Origin of the sequence: Aliarcobacter lanthieri (genome assembly GCF_013201625.1) — a bacterium.
GTDB lineage: Bacteria > Campylobacterota > Campylobacteria > Campylobacterales > Arcobacteraceae > Aliarcobacter > Aliarcobacter lanthieri.
Genome location: NZ_CP053839.1, coordinates 1,421,103 through 1,441,973, shown reverse-complemented (window position 1 = coordinate 1,441,973; position 20,871 = coordinate 1,421,103). Strand labels below are relative to the sequence as shown.

Genomic DNA, 20,871 nt, shown 5'->3' with positions numbered 1-20,871 from the left:
TTTTTATACTACTTTTTATTTTATAATATATCAGATTTTATTTGGTTTACCCAACTTTCTATTCTTTCATCAGTTAAATCACTTTGGTTATCTTCATCTATTACTAAGCCTACAAATTCTTTATTTATTTGTGCTTTTGAATAATCATGATAATATCCTTCAGTTGATGTAAAACCAACTACTTTTGTTCCTACTTCTTGTAGATGTTCATAAATAATTCCTATTGCATTTGAAAATTCATCACAATAACTTTCTTGATCACCTAAACCAAAAAGTGCTATTGTTTTATTTGATAAATCAAGTTCTTTAAAATCATCCCAAGCACTTTCCCAGTCATCATTTAATTCGCCATCTCCCCAAGTTGAAGCACCTAAAATAATTTTATCGTATTCATTTATTTTTTCTATTTTAGTTTTATCAAGATTAAAAATATCTATATTTCCTAATTTTTTAGCTATTTTTTTAGCTACATCCTCACAGTTTCCAGTATTACTTCCGTAAAATATTGCTGTTGCCATCTTATTTTTTATCCTTTTTTTAATTTTTTATAATTGATCTAAAAGAGTAAGGTATTGCTTTAATTTGATACTCTCTATTTTTTAATTCATCTACATAAACAGGTATATGTCTAGTAAATTGTTTGTTTTTTGGGTAAGCTAAATATATTTGATAAAATTCACCTTTTTTTATAGATTTTATTGCATTATCTAACTCATTTTTTATATTTGGTTTTTTTGCTTCTATATGTTTCCAAGATGTATAAATTTTAACACCTATAGAATCTTGTACTCGTATACAAATAGAATCGCCTAAATCAATAACTTTTTTACTTCCATGAAGTTTTTTTATTTTATCTAAAACAAACTCATGGAATAGTAAATCTTTATCAATTAATAATTGAAATCTATTTTGTATGAAACAAATCGATATTAGTTTTGCTACAGGTAGCAAATTACTAGAAGAAATAACATAACTTATATTACCATTTAAATAATTGTTAATAATCTTTGTAGAACTTACACACAAATTGAACTTCATACTTGTAGTTTTTTTTACTTTTACAAATTCTATAGGTAACATATTTTTTATTTTATATTCAAAAGCTTTATTTAAAGGGATAAGTGATAATTTCTTTTGTTCATATTTTGTAAAATTACAATATGATTTTAAAATATTATTGCTAAGTCCTAAGAATAAATGTCTTAATCTGTATATAGAGTTAAATTCATCAAAATCTTTAGGTAAATACTCTATATTGCTTGAAAATCCAATAAATGTATTTTCTATTGGCATTCAAGTTCCTTATTACTACAGTTAGCATAGCATTGACTACAATCTTTTATTCCCATAATTTTTACATATTCATCATAAACACAAGATATTGATCTTTTTGCACATATAAATGGAATATTTTTCTTTTTTGCTTCATTTTTATATTTAAGCATAGTATTATGGTTTAAAAAAGAAGTTAGCATAACTATGCAATCTGTATCTTGAGGAACTTTTTTCTTTGGAGCAGAAGATTTTTTTCTTGCATCCCAGTGATTTATATTTTTTGCACCTAAATTTGTTAGCATCGAAGTAATTTGTGATATTTGGTCTCCACCGATAATTAAAACACTCATTTTTTATCCTTTATAGTGATAATTGGTATCGGAACATATTACAAGAACTAAACTTAAAAATTAATTAAATTATGATAATTGCTATTATTTTTTTTGATTTTCTTAAACTTTGAGTACAACCAGAAGAAACTGGCTGTTTTTATTATACGTTAATTTTTTTTAGCTCTCTAATGATTGAGGCAATTTCTTTTGAGTATGCTTGAGCTTCTTTACTATTGTATTTATATCCAGCGTTATAACTTCCCCAAACTTTTGACCAATCATTTCGATGAATTTTTTGCCAAAAAGTTAGTTCTTCTATTGCATTTTGAGTAGCAAATTGGAAATCAGAAACAAGTTTTGAAGCAAAAACATTTCTATTCCAAACAGTATCTTTTATATTTTGTCTACTTAAAACAGTTCTTATATTTGCTTGATAAAGTCCAAAATCCTTTGTATCAAGATTTACCATATAAGTACCTAATTTTGACTCTTTTATGGCTATTGCCATTAAAGTATAGCCAAGTCCATGGTCTTCTCCATATTTTTTTATCTCTTTTAGAGTTTCTAATTGTTGAGGGGTTAAATTTTTTATATCTATTTCAGATGCAAAGACATTAGAAATGAATAATAAAACCAGTAGTATTGACTTAAATTTCAATGCTTTTCTCCTTATTGAATTTTTACTATGAGTTTAGATAATATTTTAAAATTGTGAAAAAATTGTATATGCAAAAATAATCATTTTAAACCTACATTTATATAACTTCTAACTTTTTTTATCTCATCTTTATCAAAAGTTGCTTTTATTATAGTTTGTGAATCATCTTTTATAACTGTTCCAAAAGGGCTTATTATAGCACTTCCTTTTGCCATATTATCATTTGCACTATTTGATGCTATCACAAAACATTGATTTACTAATGCTAAAGCTTTATTTATACTTTCATAATGATCTTTTCTTTTTATACCCCACATTGCTGGATTTAATATAATATCAGCACCTTTTAATTGTTCCCAAAGAATAGGAAATCTAAGTTCAAAACAAATAAGAGTTGCAATTTTTAAACCATTAACTTCAATTATTTTTATAGTATTTGAATTGCTTGGTGTGAAATATTTATCTTCTTCTCCTAATGGAAAAAGTTTTATTTTTGATTGAATATGAATAATGTTTCTATTATAAATTATAAAAAGTGTATTATAAAATTTTTCATCTTCTTTTATAATAGTTGTAAATGCTAAAATTTTGTTAATTGATAAATTTATTAATTCTTCTATTGCTTTAATAGAAAATATACTAGCTTCTTCCATCTTATCATATGCAAATCCACTAATAGCTAACTCTGGTGCTAAAATAATAGAATTATCTTCACATTTTTGTATTAATTCTTTTAATGTTTTTAGATTTTCTTCAAAATTATTTGTTGTTTTCATCTGAAGTGCTATTAAATTCATATTTGTCCTTTTTTATATTTTCTAAATTTAGTAAAAACTCTTTTATCCAAATTCCACCTGTGTAACCACCAATCTTACCATCTTTTGCTATAACTCTATGACATGGAACAATAATACTGAAGTTATTCTTTCCATTTGCATTTGCAACAGCTCTATAAGCTTTTTCATTTCCTATATTTTTTGCTTCTTCTTTATAACTAATAGTTTTTCCATAAGGAATTTCTTGTAAAACTTTCCAACATTTGATTTGAAAAGGTGTTCCTATAAATTTTAAAGGTATTGTAAAAAAGAATCGTTTTTTATTAAAATACTCATTTAATTCTATTTTTAATTTATCAAATTTATTATCATCTCTTATGATACTAGATGCACCTAAAATCTTCTTAAATTTTTCAATTCTTTTTTCACAATAATCTTTTTCATAAGGAATAAAAAGAATAAGTTCATTTTTATAACTAGCTGTAAACATATTAAGTATAGGAGTTTTGATAATAGTTGTATAAATATTATAATCTTTCATTGTAAAAATTTTAGCATAATAGTATATAAGATATAATACAAAATGTTAAAAAATATTAATAAAAATATTAAAATTTTATATGTTGAAGATGATGATATAGCAAGAGAAAATGGTATTGAATACTTGGAAAATTACTTTGAAACTATTTATGAAGCTTCAAATGCTATAACTGCCTTACAAATATATGAAAAATATAAACCAGATATAATAATAACAGATATACAAATGCCAAAAATGGATGGATTAGAATTTGTAAAAAGAATAAGACAAAAAGATAAAAATACTCAAATTATTATAATTACAGCTTTTTGTAAACAAGAGTATTTACTAAAAGCAGTTGAATTACATCTTATAAAATATCTTATAAAACCAGTAAATGAAAAAGATTTTGAATCTGCTTTATATTTATGTATAGAAGCTTTGAGTGAAGATATTTCAAATATTGTAAAACTTGATGAAGATTCATATTTTGATACTTTTAATAAAACACTAGTAATAAAAAATGAAATAGTAAAATTAAGAGCAAAAGAGATGGCTTTTTTAGATATTTTAATCAAAAATAAATCTAGATATGTAAGCTATGAAGAGCTTGAAGCTTATATTTGGTTTGATAGTGTGATGACTAAAGATGCCTTAAAAACTTTAGTAAAGAATATAAAACATAAATTACCAAATGATTTGATACAAAATCTTACAAATATTGGATATAAAATTGGACTTTGAAATAAATTTAATACTTTTTTATGGTATAACTTTTGGAATTTTACTAATGACAATAGTATATACCTTTGTTAGATATTTATATTCAAAAGAGATATTTTATATCAGCTATTGTTTTATGCAAATTTTTTCTCTTATTTTTATCATAGGATATAGTAAACTTTATGAAATAAGTCATTTTTATAAAGAGGCATCTTTTATTTTAGCTTCTATTTCTGCTCTTATTTTTGCAATAAATTACTATGAAGGGCAATTTATACCTAAAATTACAACTTATAAAGAATTATTTATAAATACTTTTTTATTAAATATTGTTATATTAACAGCCTTTTATCATTATATTTTATTTGAATATTTACCATATACTATTATTTATGCAGTTTTATTTATATCAATAGTTTTTAATTTAAAACAAGGATTTAAACCTACACTGATTTATGTTGTTGGTTGGAGTTTTTTTTGTATAGTTTTATTTATATTTGATTTAAAAAATTTTTATATAACTAAAGGTTATTTTGATTTAGTTTTACTTGTATTTACTTTAGAAGCGGTACTCTTTACAGTTTCAATAGCTTATAAATATAATGATTTAAAAAAACAAAATATAGAGTTTGAAAAGATGGTTTTACAACAGTCAAAATTTGTAAAATCTGGTGAAATGATAGCAAATATAACTCATCAATTTAGGCAACCTTTAAACAATATTTCATATATTTTAATAAATATAAAAAAAAGATTTGAAAGTGGAAAACTTGATGATGTTTTTTTTGAAAAGAAAATAGAACAAGCAAATGAACAGTTGATATTTTTATCTAAAACAATCAATGACTTTAAAGAGTTTTATGAAAAATCAAAAAATATTGAAGATTTTTTAGTAAAAGATGCTATTGAAAATGCACTTACAATATTAAGTGCAGATATAAAAAAACACAATATTTCTATTAGTTTAGACTTTGAAGTTTATGAAGGCATAAAAGTATTTGGTGTTAAAAATGAACTTTCACAAGTTATTTTATCTATTGTTTCAAATTCTATAGATGTTTTAAAAAATAAAGAGTTTCCTAAAATATTTATAAGAGTTCTAGCATCTAGTGCCGAAGTAATAATTGAGATTTTTGATAATGGTGGTGGAATAAAACCAAAAAATATTAAGAGAATATTTGAACCATATTTTTCTACAAAAGAAGAAGGTACTGGAATAGGATTATATTTATCAAAAATTATAATTGAAGAGAGTTTCAATGGAAAATTACAAGTACAAAATATAAAAGATGGGGCAAAGTTTTCTATATTTATAGAGAAGTCTATTTAATATTATATGGAAAAATTCCATATAATATTTAAGGTTTTGAGAAAATTAGTTTTTTTACAACTTTAAAATCTTTTTCTTTTGTACTAACTTCTATAAAAATAGGTATATTTTTTATTTGAACATATTTCATATCATTTAAGCTTTCGATAATTAATACTATTTTAGCTCTTTTCCCTGCTTCTAAAGTTGGACTTTCAGCTCTTTTTATTTTGAAGTTTTCTTGATCTTGAAGTTTTATATCAAAAGTTAGAAGTTCATCTTGAGTATTATGAATTGTTAAAATATAGTTATTTACTATTTTCTTATCCTCTGTAACTTTATAAAGTTCTGTAGTTTTATTGATATTTACTAAAAATTGTTCTTTTTCAAGTGAAAAGTAGAATGCTAAGAAAATACACATAAAAAGTGAAACAAAATAAGTAATATTTCTTTTTGTAAAAAGAGATACTTTTTTATGATTTAAAACTTTATTTGTACTTCCCCAGTTTATTAGTGATGGTTTTCCTAATTTACCCATAACTGTACTACAAGCATCACTACATTCAAGGCAGTTTATACATTCAACTTGTAAACCTTTTCTAATATCAATATGAGTTGGACAAATTTTAACACATGCATTACAAGTTGTACATTCTTCATTGTTTTTCAATTGATTTACTTTGAAAATAGATTGAATACCATTTTGATATATCTTTCCTCCACGGTTGAAATCATAAGTTACTTGTTTTGTATCATTGTCATATAAAACTGATTGTATTCTTGAATAAGGACAAACATATACACAAAAGTTTTCTTTCATAAAAACAATATCATAAAGTAAAAATAGAGCAACACTTAAAATAAATATAATCATGAAGCTATGTTCAAATGGCTCTTGAATATATATAAAGAAATCCTCAGGAGGTACAAAGTAAAGCATAAAATTTGAAGAAATAATCAATGTTATAATAAACCATAAAATAATAGAGATATATTTTTTAATTTGATTTAATTTTTTTGAATAATCTATATCTTTTTGTTTATTTTTTATTCTTCTTAAATCTAAAATTGTACTTTCAATTAGATCTCTATAAATTACTCTAAAAATAGTTTGTGGACATGCCCAACCACACCAAATTCTACCTAATATTGAAGTTAATGCAAATATTCCAATAAACAAAAACATTAATAAGAATGGCATAACATATAGTTCGTTTACATTATAAGCAACTCCTAAAAAATGGAACTGTAACTTATCAAATGATAGTAATAAAATATGATTTTCATTTATTGTTATAAATGGAATAATCATCACAACTAATGTAATAGCTAAATATACAAAATATCTTTTTTTAGCATAAGACATAAAAACTCCTTTTATTTTTTTTAATGTTAATAAAAAATGGTGGCTATTTGGTGGTATGAATAGTAAATTTATTTATATATATGTATAATTTGTATAAATTATTTAAGGAATAGGCCGTGAAGAAAGCACTTTGTATAATTATATTCTTATTTATTGGTTTGAATAATTTATTTGCTCAAACTAATAGATATGATATGAAATCTGGGATTGTTGAATATGATATTTTAGGAACTACAGGTAATAGTACTATTACTGGTTCTAGTGTATTATATTTTAAGGATTTTGGTAAGTTAGAACTTGTTGATGAAAGACTTATCTATAAAATGGCTAATTTTGATGATGAAGAAGAGCGAAATATCAATAAAATTTCAAAAGATAAACTATATACAGTAGATTTTAATGATGAGATAATTTATTCTCAAGATTTACAAATTGATAAAGAAAACCCAGCTGAAAATATTAAAAATAAAGATAGCTTTACTCAAATGGGAGCTAAATTTTTAGGAAATGAAAATATTTTAGGATATAAGTGTGATATTTGGCAACTTGGTGAATATAAAATTTGGGTTTATAATAGTGTTCCTTTAAAACAAATAACAAAAACTGGAGATAATGAACAGCTTTATATTGCAAAAAATGCAAATTTTAATATTGATATAAAAGATAATAAATTTAAATTACCTAATTTTCCAGTTAAAGCTATAGATATTATAATTTCTGAGGGAGAAGAAGATTAAAATAGATTGAAAATTTCAATCTATTTTAATCAAGAAGCTTTTTATCACTATCTTTTGTAATAACATACATTACAATAATAAATGCAATTGCTCCTAAGAAAGTATTTGTTAGCATAGAAGCTAAAATACTCAAGAATAGTGCTATTAGAACAAATACTCTTGTATTTATCAAAAATGCTACTATTGATGCAATTATTGCAGCAGTTCCAATATAATTAAAGTATAGTAAATACCAAATATATCCTACAAATGAACATAATATTCCACCATTTTCTTTACAACTCATACCTAAACTATTATTCATAATCAAACCATTTTTAAATAAAAGTAGGGCAATAGTTGTAACTATTATATAAAGAATTGGTTTTTTGAGTTTTTCAAAACTACCATTTTTAATTGAACCAAGATAAAGAATAGCTACAAAAATAAAACTTATAATTGCTAAAATATTACTAAAGATATTCATAGTAGTTTCACTATAAATCATAACAAAAGTATTTATAAGTAAAATTATCGCAAATAATCTTTCAAAATTTCCAAATTTTAATCTATCAAAATTACCAATATATGACCAAATAAATGATATTGCAAGAATTGATAAACCATAAATTTCAAAGTTTTCATATCTTCCATTGTATGCTAGTTTTACAATCATAATAAATATAGAAATTGCACTCAAATAAAATGCAACTTTTGATATGATTTCATACTGATTTTTACATATAATGTGTTTTAGAATTTGATAATATACATATATTTGAACTCCTAAAAGTAAAATAGCCCAAATTGCTTCTAAATAGTTTCTTGAAATTACAATATATTGTTCAACTTGAAGCATAAAAAGAATAGAGAATATTGTATTTACAGCACTAAATGTTATAAGTTTAATAGTTGAAGTTTGTTCTTTTCTAAAAATCAGAAAGAAACCTAAAATTAAAACTAAAGAACCAAATGCTAAAGATAAATAGTTTGGAAAGTTTGAAACATCACCACTAAATACATTTTTATCTGCTCTATCTTTATCAAATATTCCCCAAAAGCCTCCAACTGCACCTTCACTTATTCTTTTCCAAGGTTGGTCTATTGCTTCTATTATGTTGTATTGCCAGTTATGTTCATTTGCAAGGCTTACAAAATCTCTTATATATTTTGCTTGATTTATTTTACTAGGCTGTGCATCTTCTCTTGTTCTTCCTTCACTCGGCCAACCAGTTTCTCCTATTAAAATATTTGAAGTTCCCAACTCTTTCTCAACTTCTAATCTTACATTTTTTATATGTTCTATTGAATCATGAATATTCTTTGGTTCATCTTCCCAATATGGCAAAATATGGATAGTTACAAAATCTGTAAGCTCTTTAATTTTTGGATATTTAAGCCAATATTCCCAAACATCAGCATAAGTTACTTGATATTGGGGGAGGGCTTCTTTTACCTCTTTTATATATTTTGCTAGTTGATTTTCTGTTGTATCACCTCTTAAAAGTACTTCATTTCCTACGATAATAGCTTTTATAACTTCTGGATATTGTGCAGCTAATTCTTTTAGTTTTGCAATTTCTGCAATAGCTTGTTTTTCTTCTTTACCTATCCAAATACCCATTAGAACTTGCATATTTAAATCTTTTGCAACTTTTGGAATAAGTTCTTGTCCTACTGTTGAGTATGTTCTAACACAAGAAGTATACTTTGAAAGAAGTTCCATATCTTTTCTGATATTTTCTTCTTTTAAAACTAAACCTTTATCGAATAAAAAAGGTGATTCATCCTTTCCATATGGTGCATAAGATACGCATTGAAGTTTATCAAAACTATTTGTTTCATCTTTTAAAATAGCTTTTTCACCTAAATAGTGCCAAAAAAACAGTGCAATTATTACACTACAAAATATTAAAAAAAGTTTATTCGTGTTCATTATTTTCTCGTTTGTCCTTGTCCATAGATTTTATATTTAAATGTTGTTAAATCATTTATCCCCATTGGCCCTCTTGAGTGAAGTTTGTTTGTAGATATACCAACTTCTGCACCTAATCCAAACTCTCCACCATCAGTAAATCTTGTACTTGCATTTGCATAAACACAAGCAGCATCAATTTCGTTTAAAAACTTATTTATTGTTGTATAGTTTTCACTTAAAATAGATTCAGAGTGTCCAGAACCATATTTTTGAATATGCTCTATTGCTTCATTTACATTTGATACAACTTTTATATTTAGAACATTATCTAAATATTCCATATAAAAATCATTGTCTTGTGCAAAATCTATTTTTATATACTCTAAAGTTTTAGCACAACCTTTTAATTTTGTTCCTTGAAGTTCTAATTCTTCTTTAAGTCCAGTTAAAATATATGGTGCTATTGCATCATGAACTAAAATTGTTTCTATTGAGTTACAAGCACTTGGACGTTGACATTTAGCATTGATTACAATAGATATAACTTTGTTAGCATTAGCATCTTTATCAATAAAAATATGACAAACTCCTTTATCATGTTTTATCACAGGAATTGAAGAGTTTTCACTAATAAATCTTATAAGGGCTTCTCCTCCTCTTGGAACTATTAAATCTACATATTTATCTTCTTTTATTAATTTTGCTACACCTTCTCTACTACTATCTGGAAGTAAAGAGATAGCTTGTTCAGGTAGATCATTTTTTATTAAAACATCTTGTAAAATTTTTGCTATTGCTTGATTTGAGTTCTCAGCTTCTTTTCCACCTTTTAATACACAAACATTTCCACTTTTAAAACAAAGTGCTGCTGTATCACTTGTTACATTTGGACGGCTTTCATAAATTATTCCAATAACTCCAATAGGAATAGATACTTTTTGAATATTTAGACCATCTTTTGTAACCCAACCATCTAAAATTCTTCCTACTGGTTCTGTTTGTGAAGCGATTTGTCTTATCGCATTTGCCATATCAATAACTCTTTTTTCATTTAAAAGAAGTCTATCTTGCATAGCAGAACTTAAGTTATTTACTCTTGCATTTTGCATATCTTTACTATTTTCTTTAATAATATATAAAGAGTTTTTTTCTAAAGCATTTGCAATTTGTAAAAGTACATTATTTTTAACTTCTGTGCTTAAAGTACCGATGATTCGACTACTTTGCTTTGCTTTTTGTAAAAAATCTTGCATAAAATTTCCTAAATTTTTTATGTAAATATACTAAAATTAGGCTTTGTTAAGCCTTTTAAAAATTTAGTATATGATTTATTGGACCATTTCCTCTTCCAAAATTTGGAGCTTGGTTTATAGCTTCATAAATATATTTTTTAGATAAATCTATGCTATCTTTTAAGCTATAATCTCTTGCTATTAAAGAAGCGATTGATGCACTAAAACTACAACCAGTACCATGAGTGTTTGAAATATCGGCTTTTTGCCCAATAAAAAGTTCAATATTTCCATCTTTTGTTAAAAGAACATCAGTTGTTGTTTCATCATTTTTTACTATATTTTTAAAAATAATATTTGTAGGAATATCTTTTAGACTTCTTATATCTTCAATATTTTCTACACCAAAAAAAAGTTTTGCTTCCAAACTATTTGGAGTAATTAGTAAAGCATGTTTAAACATAGATTTTAAACTATTTATAGCTTCATCATCTATTAATTTTGACCCAGCTCTTGAAATAGCAACTGGATCTAAAATAATAGGAATATCTAATTCTTTAATAGTATTAAAAACTTCTAAAATAAGCTCTTTAGAACTTAACATTCCTATTTTTATACAATCTATTTTAAAGTCTTCTACTACAGAATTTATTTGTTCAACTACAAATTTTGGGTCTAAAATTACTGCATTTGATACACCTAAAGTATTTTGAACAGTAATTGCTGTAATTGCTGTTGTCATAAAAACTTTATGATAAAACCCACTTTTTATATCTGCTTGTATTCCAGCTCCTCCACTACTATCACTTCCAGCTATACTTAAAACTACTTTCATTTTTACTCCTTACAAACTCCACTATCTTTTAAAATCTCTTTCATCTTTTTATATTTTAAATTTTCAATGTAGAGATCTAGCCATGATTTTACCCAATAAGGAATAGCACGATTGTTATTCCCCCATGTATTTACACTTTGATATTTTAATCCAATAAAAGTTGCAAAACTTTTTTTTGAAAACTTTGCTTCTTTTAGAAGTTTCTTAAACTCGTCTTTATCCATTTTTTTCCAAATAATAAAATATTCAAAAGTATATCATAATATATTAAAAAATATATAAAAGTATATTTATTTAAGTTGTTTGTAACTTCAAATTAGATAGAATAAATATTATTTTAAAAGGAGATAAAATGCTTATTAAAGCTTTTTTAGCAAGTGGAAGATTTACTTTTATTAAAGTTATTGGATTTGATGATATAAGAAAAGTAGCTAATAATTATAAAAGATGGGAGTATGTATCTTAAAATTATGATAGAATTTATAAAATTTTAGGAAGATATTATGGGAATAAAAGATATTTTAAAAGATAAATCAAAAGAACTTGTAAATATAACAAGTGAAAATGTAACAAAAGCTTTTGACTATCCAAAAATAAAAAGTAAACAATTAAAAGATACTATAAATTTAAAAATTAGAGAAAAAGCAATTATTGCAACAAAAGCAAGATTAATTGAAAATGGAAAGACTATAAATGATTTTAGTGATGATGATTTAGAAATTATTATTGCAGATGAAGAGAGAAAGATAATTGATGATTTGAAAACAAAATCACTTGTTGTTGCTTTAGCCGCTTTAGGAATAAACTTTTTTGTATAGGTTAAAATATGTTTAAGCAAGTAAAATCAGCAGTTTTTTGGTACTACTTATATAAGTTTAGAAAAAGAGCAATTTTAATATTTTTTTTTCTTTTGGTTGCTTTGTTTTCTGGACTTATTTATGGAGATGTTGTTGAATATTTAAAGCTTACAGATAATATAAGATATTTGAAATTTGCGTTATTTATAAAATGGTTTATAATAATTTTTAATATTCTATGTTCTATATATTTAATACTGACTTTATTTAAAAAAGAACCTGAAATAAGAGAAAAAGAGTTAAAAAAAGAACAAAAGATCTATAAAGAAGAAAAATTTACACAAAGAGAAAAAGAACTTTTACATAAAAAAAAGTTGAAAACAAAAGCTGATTCATTGATAAATGAAAATTAGATTTTTTTATTTATAGAAAAATATATAATAGAAAAGGTGGTTTTATGGCTATTTTTGCTTTGCAAGCAATAGCAGGTGGATTTCTAGATGAAGATTTACAACATTTTAATAAAAAATTTGATGATTGGTGTATTTCATTTGAAAGTTATGAAGACGCTATGGATATTGTAAAAACTCTTGAAGAACCAGAGAATATTGATATAGTTGAAATAACACCATTAAGTTATCCAAAATATTTTTTTTCAGAACTTCAAGGTACTATTTATGTAACAAAACAAATTGAAGATAAAATCATTTGTGTTATTGAACCATTTATAGGTTCAAATTTTAGAATTGCAATATGTGATTTAAAAACAAAGAGATTAAGGTTAACAAAAACTGTATATAAAAATATTCCTAGTATTGAAAATGCTTTTGCAAATTTTAAATTGATAGAATCAGAAATATAAGATAATTAATAAAATTTATGGTGCGGCTGGCGAGACTTGAACTCGCACAGCTGTTGCCACTACCACCTCAAGATAGCGTGTCTACCATTCCACCACAGCCGCACAGGAAAAAATAGATTGGAATTATATCTATTTTTTCTTAAGCTTATCTATATTCATTTTTATATTCGACATAGTGTAAAGCATGGTTTATTAAACCTTGAACTTCTTCTTGGCTTAATTCTCTTATAACTTTTGCTGGACTTCCCATAATCATACTTCTTGGTGGGAAAACTTTCCCAGCTGTAACAAGTGAATTTGCTCCTACTATACTACCTTCACCTATTATTGCATTATCTAGAATTGTGGCACTCATACCTATTAAACAATTATTTTCTATTTTACAGCCATGTAACATAACTTTGTGTCCAATTGTAACATTATCTCCTATGATTGTTTTTGTATTTGTATCAGTATGAATACATGATAAATCTTGAACATTTGTATTTTTCCCTATTTTTACTTCATTTACATCTGAACGAATAACACAGCCAAACCAAACTGAACTATCTTCTCCTATTTCAATGTTTCCTATTAAATCTGCACTGGGAGCTATCCAAGCAGTTGAGGCGATTTTTGGGTAAAACTCTTTAAATTTTAATATCATAAAAACTCCTTAAAATAAAGGTTTATTATACTTAAAAATAATAGCAATAAAATTACAAAAAAATTCTATTTTTTTTGATGAATAATTCAAAATATTTTATATAATTCCATTTGTTTTAGATAAAAAAATTAGGATAATAATATGGAGATAATTAATAGGATAAAACCTTTAGTTGAAGAGATATCTTTTAAAAAAGTTGAAATTGATGAAGCACTATATACATCAAATTTAATTGATAGTATGGGAACGGTTGATTTAGCTATGATGCTCGAAGAAGAGTTTGGTATAAAAATAGATACTAGAGATATTATTGAAAGTAATTTTGATAGTGTTAGTAAATTGGCAAAATATATAAAAAGTAGAATAGAATGAAAAAACATATACTTTTAAATATATTTGCTTTATTCACAGCATTTTTTATAGTTTTAGTCACCCTTTATTTTACAAAAGATAAAGTATTGAATTATTATTTTAACTCTTTTGATTCTCTACAAAAAACAATTGATTTACAAAGTGATTTGGAAAATGGAAAAATTGTTTTATTTGGTTCTTCTGAATTAGTAATTTACCCTCATCAAAAATTTTTACCACAAAACTTTTTTAATAATGATTTAAAATTACCATTAAAAGCTCAAGGTAATGAAGGACAACAAACTTTTGTAATTATGTCCCAATTAGCAGCATGTGATAATGAAAAAGTTAGAAATAATGCAAAAATTGTAGTTTTGTTATCTCCTAGTTGGTTCACAGGAAGTAGTGATAATGGACTTACCATGTCAAAATTTTTAGAATATATGAATATTGGAATGATGAATAAACTATATTTTGAAAGTGAATCAGATGATAAATATAAATATATAATAAGTGACTATATTAAAGAAAATTTAGCTTCAATCAAAGAACCAACTTTTATATATGAATATCCCTTTAGTATTGTAAAAAAAGATTATTTTAACAATAAAATTAAAAATCTTTTAATTAAAAGTTTTGATAATAAAAATGTAAAAATAGAAGAAATAAATTATTTTCCAATAAATTTTGACTACGAAAGTTTAAAAATTAAAGCAAAAAACATAGAAGTTTCTTCTTCAAATAACAGTTTTGGAATACAAAATGAATACTACAAAAAATACATTGAACCTGAAGTTACAAAAAACAACTTTCCATTTTCTATAGTAATACCACCTGATTTAGATAAAAATGAAGAATTTCAAGATTTTCTAGTTTTGCTTGATTTTTTAGATAGTTACAAAATTAAGCCTCTTTTTATAATGCAAGATTTACATCCATATGTATTCTCTAAAAATAGGGAAGAAGCAAATAAATTGATGTTATTAATAAAATCAAAGGTATTAGAACATAATTTTGAATATATGGATATGTGGACATATGAAAAAGAGAATTATGAAATTGGAACGTTGATAGATATTGTTCATTTAGGTGAATTTGGTTGGGTTAAAGTCAACCAAAAAATAATTGATTATTTTATAAAATAAGGTAGCTTATATGAGATATTTTTTTAAATTTTTTTTAATATATCTATTATTGATATTTGGTTTCTTATATATTATATATTATAAAAATATAAGTGATTTAAGTGGACAAGATGTTGATTCTACAGTTGAATTTGTTTATGAGGAGTTTTAATGCAAGACTATTTACCTTTTTCTGGATTGGGATTTTTTTTAATTAGTTTTACATTTATCTTTTTTTTATATCTGTTTAAAAATATTTTAAATAAATTTATTTCATATAAAACTTTAATGTTTTTAACTGTAATTTGCTATACATATTTCTTTATCCCTGAATCTTATGAACTTTTTTTACTTCTCTTGTATGTATATATTATTTATTATATTTTTGTTATAAATGATTATAAAGATACTTTATTTCCTATGATTGTTATTGCTTTTCCTATGATTTTACATAAAATTGATATTTCTAATCCAATGTTTAAGATTATAGGGATTTCATATATTACCTTTAGGACTATCCAGGCAATAGTAGATAGTCATAATTACGGCAAACTTTCATTTCTTGAGTTTACTTCTTTTTTATTATTTCCAACTACACTTCTTGCAGGACCAATAGATAGGTCATATAGATTTCAAGATGATTTAAAAAAGGGTTATGAAAATTTAACTTTATCAAATATTTTAAAAGGTTGGGAAATTTTAGTCATTGGAATTTTATTTAAATTTGTTTTTGCAGAGTTTATTGCTATGTTCTGGTTAGGAAAAATTGATTCACATAGTACTCTTTTAATTGATATGATAAATAGTGCATATTCATATACAATTTATCTATTCTTTGATTTTGCAGGATATAGTGCAATGGCTGTTGGACTTAGTATTATGATGGGTATTTTTATTCCTATGAACTTTAATCACCCATATCTTGCACCAAATCCACAAGATTTTTGGAGAAGATTTCATATTACACTTGGTAGTTGGCTAACTGATTATTTTTTTAAACCTTTATATAAATATCTTCATAATTTTGAGTTTTTAAAAGGAAGAAAACTTCTCATTCAAAATATAGCAATAACTTGTACTTTTTTGCTTATGGGAATGTGGAATGGACTAACTTGGTATTTTATTTTTAGTGGTTTTTTATTTGGAGTGTATTCAAGTATACATAATACCTATGTTTTATATTTAAAAAAAGGAGGATATGATTATTTTTCATTTTTTCCACAAGTAATAAGTATAAATTTAAAAAGATTTTTGATGATAAATGGTGCAGTTTTTGCTTTATATTTTTTTAGTGGGAGAGTTCCTATATGAGATTTGATTTTAAACTAATGGATTTTGTTGAATGCGATAAATATAGTCATAAATTAGCAGTTTGTGGAAGTAATAAAGATTTAACTTGGAGTGAATTTAAAAATGAAGTTGATATTTTAAAAGAAAAACTTTTAAAATATCATCTTCCTAAAGCTCATCCAATAATAATATATGGACATAAAGAAGTTGATTTTGTAATAAGTATTGTTGCTTGTATGAGTTTAGGTTTTCCATATATTCCTATTGATACAATCTACCCCAAAGATAGAGTTAATAAAATAGTTGATATTGTAAAATCTTCACTAACAATAAATACAATTGAAAATAACATATATTTTGATGAAAAAAATCTTTCTACAACATATTTTTTAAATGACCAAATTATTTATATAATATTTACATCAGGAAGTACAGGAGAACCAAAAGGTGTACAAATAACGCAAAACTCTATTTTAGATTTCCAAAAATGGTTAAATAATGATTTTGGATTATCACAAAATAGTATTTTTATGAATCAAGCACCTTTTAGTTTTGATTTATCAGTTTATGAATTAGTTGGATTTTTAAGCCTTGGTGGAACTATAGTTTTAAATAGTAAAGATGTAATAGAAAATCATCTTGAATATTTTAAAAGATTAAAAAAATATGCTTGTAATGTTTGGGTTTCAACACCATCATTTATTAGTAAACTTTTACTTTCAAGTGAATTTGTAGAAGAAAATATAAAAAGTTTAAAAACCTTTCTTTTTTGTGGAGAAGTTTTACCATCAACTACTGTAAAAAGAATAAAAAATAATTTCCCAAATTCAAAAGTTTTAAATACTTATGGACCAACTGAAGCTACTGTTGCTACAACATTAGTTGAAATAACTTTAGAAATTTTGGAAAAATATACTAAAAATTTGCCAGTTGGCTATGTAAAGTCTGGAACAGTTATAAATCTATTAGATATTGATAGTGAAAATATAGGTGAAATAGAGATAGTTGGTGATAATGTATCTATTGGATATTTTAAAAATGAAGAGTTAAATAGACAAAAATTTGAAAAGAAATATGAAAAAAGAAGTTTTAGAACAGGAGATTTTGGATATTTTGAAGATAATTTATTGTTTTTTGCAAATAGAAAAGATGAACTTATAAAACTTCATGGATTTAGAATAGAATTAGGAGAGATAGATAAAGAGCTTATAAATAATAAATTAATAGATGAAGCTATAACAATACCACTTAAAAGAGGAAATGAAGTAGTTAAATTAATATCTTTTATTATTTGTAATCATAAGCTAGATATTGAAAAATTAAAAAAAGGTATTTTGAAAAATCTTCCATATTATATGGTTCCATCAGATATTGTTATTTTAGATTACTTTCCATATAATCCAAATCATAAAATTGATAAAAATGAGTTAATAAATATTTATAAGAATATGTAGTTAACAAAGAGATTTTATCTCTTTGTTAATAAATTTATTTTTTATTTTTTTTACCTGCAATTATAAATCTTAAAGCATTAAGTCTTATAAATCCTTCTGCATCTTTTTGATTATAAACTTCATCTTTTTCAAAAGTTGAGTAAGCATCATCATATAAAGATTTTGAAGATTCTCTTCCTACAATAGTTACATTTCCTTTATAAAGTTTTAGTTTTACTGTACCCTCAACATTTTTTTGAGTTGCATCAATAGCAGCTTGAAGCATCTCTCTTTCTGGTGAGAACCAATATCCTTGATAAATTAATTTTGCATATCTTGGCATTAATTCATCTTTTAAATGAGCTTCTTCTCTATCAAGTGTTAAAGACTCTATTGCTCTGTGAGCTTTTAACATTATTGTTCCACCTGGAGTTTCATAACAACCTCTTGCTTTCATACCAACATATCTATTTTCAACAATATCTACTCTTCCAATACCATGTTTATTTCCATATTCATTTAAAGTTTTAAGTAGTGTTGCTGGTGATAACTCTTTTCCATTTATAGAAATTGGATCTCCATTTTTATATCCTATTGTTATATATTCTGCTTGATCAGGCGCTTTTTCTGGAGAATTTGTCCATAACCACATTGATTCTTCAGGTTCATTAGCTGGATTTTCTAAATGTAAACCTTCATAAGATATATGAAGTAAATTTGCATCCATAGAATAAGGGCTTATTTTAGGATTTCCATTTTCATCAACATGTTTTTGTGATATTTCAATTCCATTTTTTTTAGCATATTCAAGTAAACTTTCTCTTGAGTTTAAATCCCATTCTCTCCAAGGTGCAATAACTTTTAAATCAGGATTTAAAGCTAATGCTCCTAATTCAAATCTTACTTGGTCATTTCCTTTTCCTGTTGCTCCATGACTTACAGCTTCTGCACCTTTTTCATTTGCAATTTCTACAAGTTTTTTTGCAATAAGAGGTCTTGCAATACTTGTTCCAAGTAAGTATTCACCTTCATAAATAGCATTTGCTCTAAACATAGGGAAAACATAATCTTTTACAAACTCTTCTTTAATATCTAATATAAAAACATTTTCTGGTTTTATCCCACAAGCAATAGCTTTTGCTCGTGCTGGTTCAACTTCTTCGCCTTGTCCTAAATCAGCTGTAAAAGTAATAACTTCTGCGTTATATTCATCTTGAAGCCATTTTAAAATAATAGAAGTATCTAAACCACCACTATAAGCAAGTACAACTTTTTTTATATCTTTTTTACTCATAAATTTTCCTATTTTGGTTATTGAATTTTGCTGATTTTATCTAAATTTTATTATAAATCTATTTAAACAGTTTTAGTTAAATTTAGTTATAATATTTTTATGAGAATAGATAAATTTTTAAATGCTGTAAATATTACAAAACGAAGAGCTGTTGCTGAAGATATGTTAGAACATAAAGTTGTTTTTCTGAATAATATTGCTGTAAAAAAAGCAAAAGATGTAAAAGTAGGGGATATTATTGAAATAAAATATCTTGAAAAAAGTGAAAAATTTAAAATTTTACAAATACCAAATACTAAATCAACACCAAAATCAAAAATAGATGAATATGTACAAAAACTAAATTAAGTTTTTGAATATTAAACTAAAGCTTTCAAACTTTTGGCATTAAATAGTTTTAAAGTATCACTTTTTAGAGCCTTTAGTTCTGTTGAATATCCATTTTTTGCAAAAATAACTACAATATCAGCAAATATATCTTCTTTTTTACAATCTTCTAAAAATTTGTTTAATTCACTTTTTTTCATTTTATTGTCTGTATATTTAGAAAATCCAATTATTGTTTTATCTGAAGTTGTTTTTGCAACTATAGGAATTTGAATTTTTTCATTCCAGTATTGTCCATGTTGTTTGATTTTATCTTCAACAAATGTATTATTTACAAAAGATAAAGCTAATTCTTCAAATATAAAATCACTAAAATCAGACTCTCTTCCTTCAAGTTTTATTTTGAATTCTTCATACTTTCCCTCTTTTATCCCTTTATAAATAGGAGAAATAAATCCAAACCAAAATCTAATAAATGGATTTGTAAAGATTAGTTTTTTAGGTGTTTTAGAATCATTTCTTTTACCCAAAAGAAAATTTTGTGAAGAGTCAATTTCTATAATCTCTTTTTCATAAAGTGATTCTATACATTTTATACCTTCTTCAAAACTAACATGAGCTCTTTTAAAAGCATTCGTTGTTTTTCTATCTCCTAAAGCTATTCCCGTAAGAATTGCACTATTAACATGATAGCCACCTGTTAAACGATTTATTTCACTTCTAAAATATTGATAATTGTTTAAAATATGTTTTTCTATTAATTCTATTATAGGTTTTGTTATATCTATTTTTATATCAAGACCACCAAATATTGTAAAATATTTTATTGCTATTGGCATATCGGTTATATTATTTGTATTACAAAAAATGCTAAATTGTTCTCTTATTGATTTATCTAATATAATCATAATATGTCCTTATTTAAAAATTGATTCTACAATAATAAATATGATATTTTAATAAATTTGATAATATTAATTTATAGTTAAATATATGATATTAGTATTTAACAAGTAATATAAAAGTTCATATATTATATAATTTAATATAAGTATTTATATTATAATTGGTTTAAATTAGACCTATT

At 24.4% G+C, this 20,871-nt stretch carries 26 protein-coding genes and 1 tRNA gene; 12 read left to right on the top strand and 15 right to left on the bottom strand.

Annotated elements, in window-relative coordinates:
- Positions 1-20: 20 nt before the first annotated feature.
- From ALANTH_RS07280 to ALANTH_RS07255, 6 genes are all read right to left on the bottom strand, one after another.
- On the bottom strand, positions 21-518 hold the full coding sequence (locus ALANTH_RS07280) for a flavodoxin (RefSeq protein WP_026807906.1): 498 nt from the start codon (positions 516-518) through the stop codon (positions 21-23).
- Positions 519-537: 19 nt separating this feature from the next.
- Positions 538-1,293, bottom strand: a complete 756-nt coding sequence (locus ALANTH_RS07275; RefSeq protein ID WP_026804553.1) for a hypothetical protein — start codon at positions 1,291-1,293, stop codon at positions 538-540.
- On the bottom strand, positions 1,284-1,625 hold the full coding sequence (locus tag ALANTH_RS07270; RefSeq protein ID WP_026804552.1) for a DUF2325 domain-containing protein: 342 nt from the start codon (positions 1,623-1,625) through the stop codon (positions 1,284-1,286). Before ALANTH_RS07270 ends, ALANTH_RS07275 begins: the two co-directional genes overlap by 10 nt.
- Before the next feature lie 142 nt (positions 1,626-1,767).
- Positions 1,768-2,265, bottom strand: a complete 498-nt coding sequence (locus ALANTH_RS07265; protein WP_026804551.1) for a transglycosylase SLT domain-containing protein — start codon at positions 2,263-2,265, stop codon at positions 1,768-1,770.
- Positions 2,266-2,345: 80 nt separating this feature from the next.
- Entirely contained in the window at positions 2,346-3,062 is a 717-nt protein-coding gene (locus ALANTH_RS07260) for a carbon-nitrogen hydrolase family protein (protein ID WP_026804550.1), read from the bottom strand.
- A complete protein-coding gene (locus ALANTH_RS07255; RefSeq protein ID WP_051583635.1) occupies positions 3,025-3,582 on the bottom strand; it encodes a methylated-DNA--[protein]-cysteine S-methyltransferase in 558 nt (185 codons plus the stop codon). Before ALANTH_RS07255 ends, ALANTH_RS07260 begins: the two co-directional genes overlap by 38 nt.
- A 42-nt stretch (positions 3,583-3,624) precedes the next feature.
- Here ALANTH_RS07255 and ALANTH_RS07250 point away from each other — a divergent pair, with 42 nt between their 5' ends.
- Together ALANTH_RS07250 and ALANTH_RS07245 are read left to right on the top strand one after the other, a co-directional pair.
- Positions 3,625-4,305 carry a response regulator transcription factor gene (locus ALANTH_RS07250; RefSeq protein ID WP_026807905.1) on the top strand — a complete coding sequence of 227 codons (681 nt, stop codon included), beginning with the start codon at positions 3,625-3,627 and terminating at the stop codon, positions 4,303-4,305.
- On the top strand, positions 4,283-5,614 hold the full coding sequence (locus ALANTH_RS07245) for a sensor histidine kinase (RefSeq protein WP_306458788.1): 1,332 nt from the start codon (positions 4,283-4,285) through the stop codon (positions 5,612-5,614). Before ALANTH_RS07250 ends, ALANTH_RS07245 begins: the two co-directional genes overlap by 23 nt.
- A gap of 28 nt (positions 5,615-5,642) precedes the next feature.
- On the opposite strand, the gene ccoG is transcribed toward ALANTH_RS07245, so the two are convergent.
- Positions 5,643-6,959, bottom strand: a complete 1,317-nt coding sequence (ccoG, locus tag ALANTH_RS07240; protein WP_026807903.1) for a cytochrome c oxidase accessory protein CcoG — start codon at positions 6,957-6,959, stop codon at positions 5,643-5,645.
- A gap of 116 nt (positions 6,960-7,075) precedes the next feature.
- Between ccoG and ALANTH_RS07235 the strand changes: the two genes are divergently transcribed.
- Positions 7,076-7,696: a hypothetical protein gene (locus ALANTH_RS07235; protein ID WP_026807902.1), complete on the top strand. Its 621-nt coding sequence runs from the start codon at positions 7,076-7,078 to the stop codon at positions 7,694-7,696.
- 25 nt (positions 7,697-7,721) lie between these two features.
- Here the strand turns inward: ALANTH_RS07235 and ALANTH_RS07230 are convergent, their stop codons facing one another.
- From ALANTH_RS07230 to ALANTH_RS07215, 4 genes are read right to left on the bottom strand one after another with little or no spacing between them, the layout of a single operon-like run.
- Entirely contained in the window at positions 7,722-9,611 is a 1,890-nt protein-coding gene (locus ALANTH_RS07230) for a glycoside hydrolase family 17 protein (protein ID WP_029888342.1), read from the bottom strand.
- Positions 9,611-10,846 (bottom strand): glutamate-5-semialdehyde dehydrogenase, encoded by a 1,236-nt coding sequence (locus tag ALANTH_RS07225; RefSeq protein WP_026807900.1) that lies wholly within the window; start codon positions 10,844-10,846, stop codon positions 9,611-9,613. The genes ALANTH_RS07230 and ALANTH_RS07225 overlap by 1 nt, the downstream gene beginning before the upstream one ends.
- A gap of 55 nt (positions 10,847-10,901) precedes the next feature.
- A complete protein-coding gene (thiD, locus tag ALANTH_RS07220; protein WP_026804543.1) occupies positions 10,902-11,660 on the bottom strand; it encodes a bifunctional hydroxymethylpyrimidine kinase/phosphomethylpyrimidine kinase in 759 nt (252 codons plus the stop codon).
- A 2-nt stretch (positions 11,661-11,662) separates the two neighbouring features.
- Positions 11,663-11,884 carry a hypothetical protein gene (locus ALANTH_RS07215; protein ID WP_026807899.1) on the bottom strand — a complete coding sequence of 74 codons (222 nt, stop codon included), beginning with the start codon at positions 11,882-11,884 and terminating at the stop codon, positions 11,663-11,665.
- A 279-nt stretch (positions 11,885-12,163) separates the two neighbouring features.
- Here ALANTH_RS07215 and ALANTH_RS07210 point away from each other — a divergent pair, with 279 nt between their 5' ends.
- Genes ALANTH_RS07210 through ALANTH_RS07200 form a run of 3 tightly spaced genes read left to right on the top strand, consistent with a single transcriptional unit; the run spans position 12,164 to position 13,319 of the window.
- Complete coding sequence (locus ALANTH_RS07210; protein ID WP_026804541.1) at positions 12,164-12,478, top strand: hypothetical protein; 315 nt, start codon at positions 12,164-12,166, stop codon at positions 12,476-12,478.
- Between the two features lie 8 nt (positions 12,479-12,486).
- Positions 12,487-12,870 carry a hypothetical protein gene (locus tag ALANTH_RS07205; RefSeq protein ID WP_026804540.1) on the top strand — a complete coding sequence of 128 codons (384 nt, stop codon included), beginning with the start codon at positions 12,487-12,489 and terminating at the stop codon, positions 12,868-12,870.
- A 44-nt stretch (positions 12,871-12,914) separates the two neighbouring features.
- Complete coding sequence (locus ALANTH_RS07200; RefSeq protein WP_026804539.1) at positions 12,915-13,319, top strand: hypothetical protein; 405 nt, start codon at positions 12,915-12,917, stop codon at positions 13,317-13,319.
- An 18-nt stretch (positions 13,320-13,337) separates the two neighbouring features.
- Here ALANTH_RS07200 and ALANTH_RS07195 read toward each other — a convergent pair.
- Positions 13,338-13,421: transfer RNA gene (locus ALANTH_RS07195), tRNA-Leu, on the bottom strand.
- Positions 13,422-13,464: 43 nt separating this feature from the next.
- The gene (locus tag ALANTH_RS07190) at positions 13,465-13,965 is read right to left on the bottom strand and encodes a gamma carbonic anhydrase family protein (protein ID WP_026807898.1); all 501 of its coding nucleotides are present in this window, start codon (positions 13,963-13,965) and stop codon (positions 13,465-13,467) included.
- A gap of 141 nt (positions 13,966-14,106) precedes the next feature.
- On the opposite strand from ALANTH_RS07190, the gene ALANTH_RS07185 reads away from it, so the two are divergent.
- From ALANTH_RS07185 to ALANTH_RS07165, 5 genes are read left to right on the top strand one after another with little or no spacing between them, the layout of a single operon-like run.
- Positions 14,107-14,337 (top strand): acyl carrier protein, encoded by a 231-nt coding sequence (locus tag ALANTH_RS07185; RefSeq protein WP_026804537.1) that lies wholly within the window; start codon positions 14,107-14,109, stop codon positions 14,335-14,337.
- Positions 14,334-15,461, top strand: a complete 1,128-nt coding sequence (locus tag ALANTH_RS07180) for a D-alanyl-lipoteichoic acid biosynthesis protein DltD (RefSeq protein ID WP_026807897.1) — start codon at positions 14,334-14,336, stop codon at positions 15,459-15,461. Before ALANTH_RS07185 ends, ALANTH_RS07180 begins: the two co-directional genes overlap by 4 nt.
- Positions 15,462-15,471: 10 nt before the next feature.
- A complete protein-coding gene (locus tag ALANTH_RS07175; protein WP_162830429.1) occupies positions 15,472-15,612 on the top strand; it encodes a hypothetical protein in 141 nt (46 codons plus the stop codon).
- Positions 15,612-16,751 (top strand): MBOAT family O-acyltransferase, encoded by a 1,140-nt coding sequence (locus ALANTH_RS07170; RefSeq protein WP_026807896.1) that lies wholly within the window; start codon positions 15,612-15,614, stop codon positions 16,749-16,751. The genes ALANTH_RS07175 and ALANTH_RS07170 overlap by 1 nt, the downstream gene beginning before the upstream one ends.
- The gene (locus tag ALANTH_RS07165; protein ID WP_026807895.1) at positions 16,748-18,184 is read left to right on the top strand and encodes an AMP-binding protein; all 1,437 of its coding nucleotides are present in this window, start codon (positions 16,748-16,750) and stop codon (positions 18,182-18,184) included. Before ALANTH_RS07170 ends, ALANTH_RS07165 begins: the two co-directional genes overlap by 4 nt.
- 34 nt (positions 18,185-18,218) lie before the next feature.
- Here the strand turns inward: ALANTH_RS07165 and ALANTH_RS07160 are convergent, their stop codons facing one another.
- Positions 18,219-19,457, bottom strand: coding sequence for an argininosuccinate synthase (locus tag ALANTH_RS07160; RefSeq protein ID WP_026804533.1), 1,239 nt, complete (start codon positions 19,455-19,457; stop codon positions 18,219-18,221).
- Positions 19,458-19,556: 99 nt separating this feature from the next.
- Between ALANTH_RS07160 and ALANTH_RS07155 the strand changes: the two genes are divergently transcribed.
- Positions 19,557-19,805 carry a S4 domain-containing protein gene (locus ALANTH_RS07155; RefSeq protein ID WP_026807894.1) on the top strand — a complete coding sequence of 83 codons (249 nt, stop codon included), beginning with the start codon at positions 19,557-19,559 and terminating at the stop codon, positions 19,803-19,805.
- A gap of 11 nt (positions 19,806-19,816) precedes the next feature.
- Here ALANTH_RS07155 and ALANTH_RS07150 read toward each other — a convergent pair whose 3' ends face one another.
- The gene (locus ALANTH_RS07150; protein WP_026807893.1) at positions 19,817-20,692 is read right to left on the bottom strand and encodes a DUF234 domain-containing protein; all 876 of its coding nucleotides are present in this window, start codon (positions 20,690-20,692) and stop codon (positions 19,817-19,819) included.
- Between the last annotated feature and the right edge of the window lie 179 nt (positions 20,693-20,871).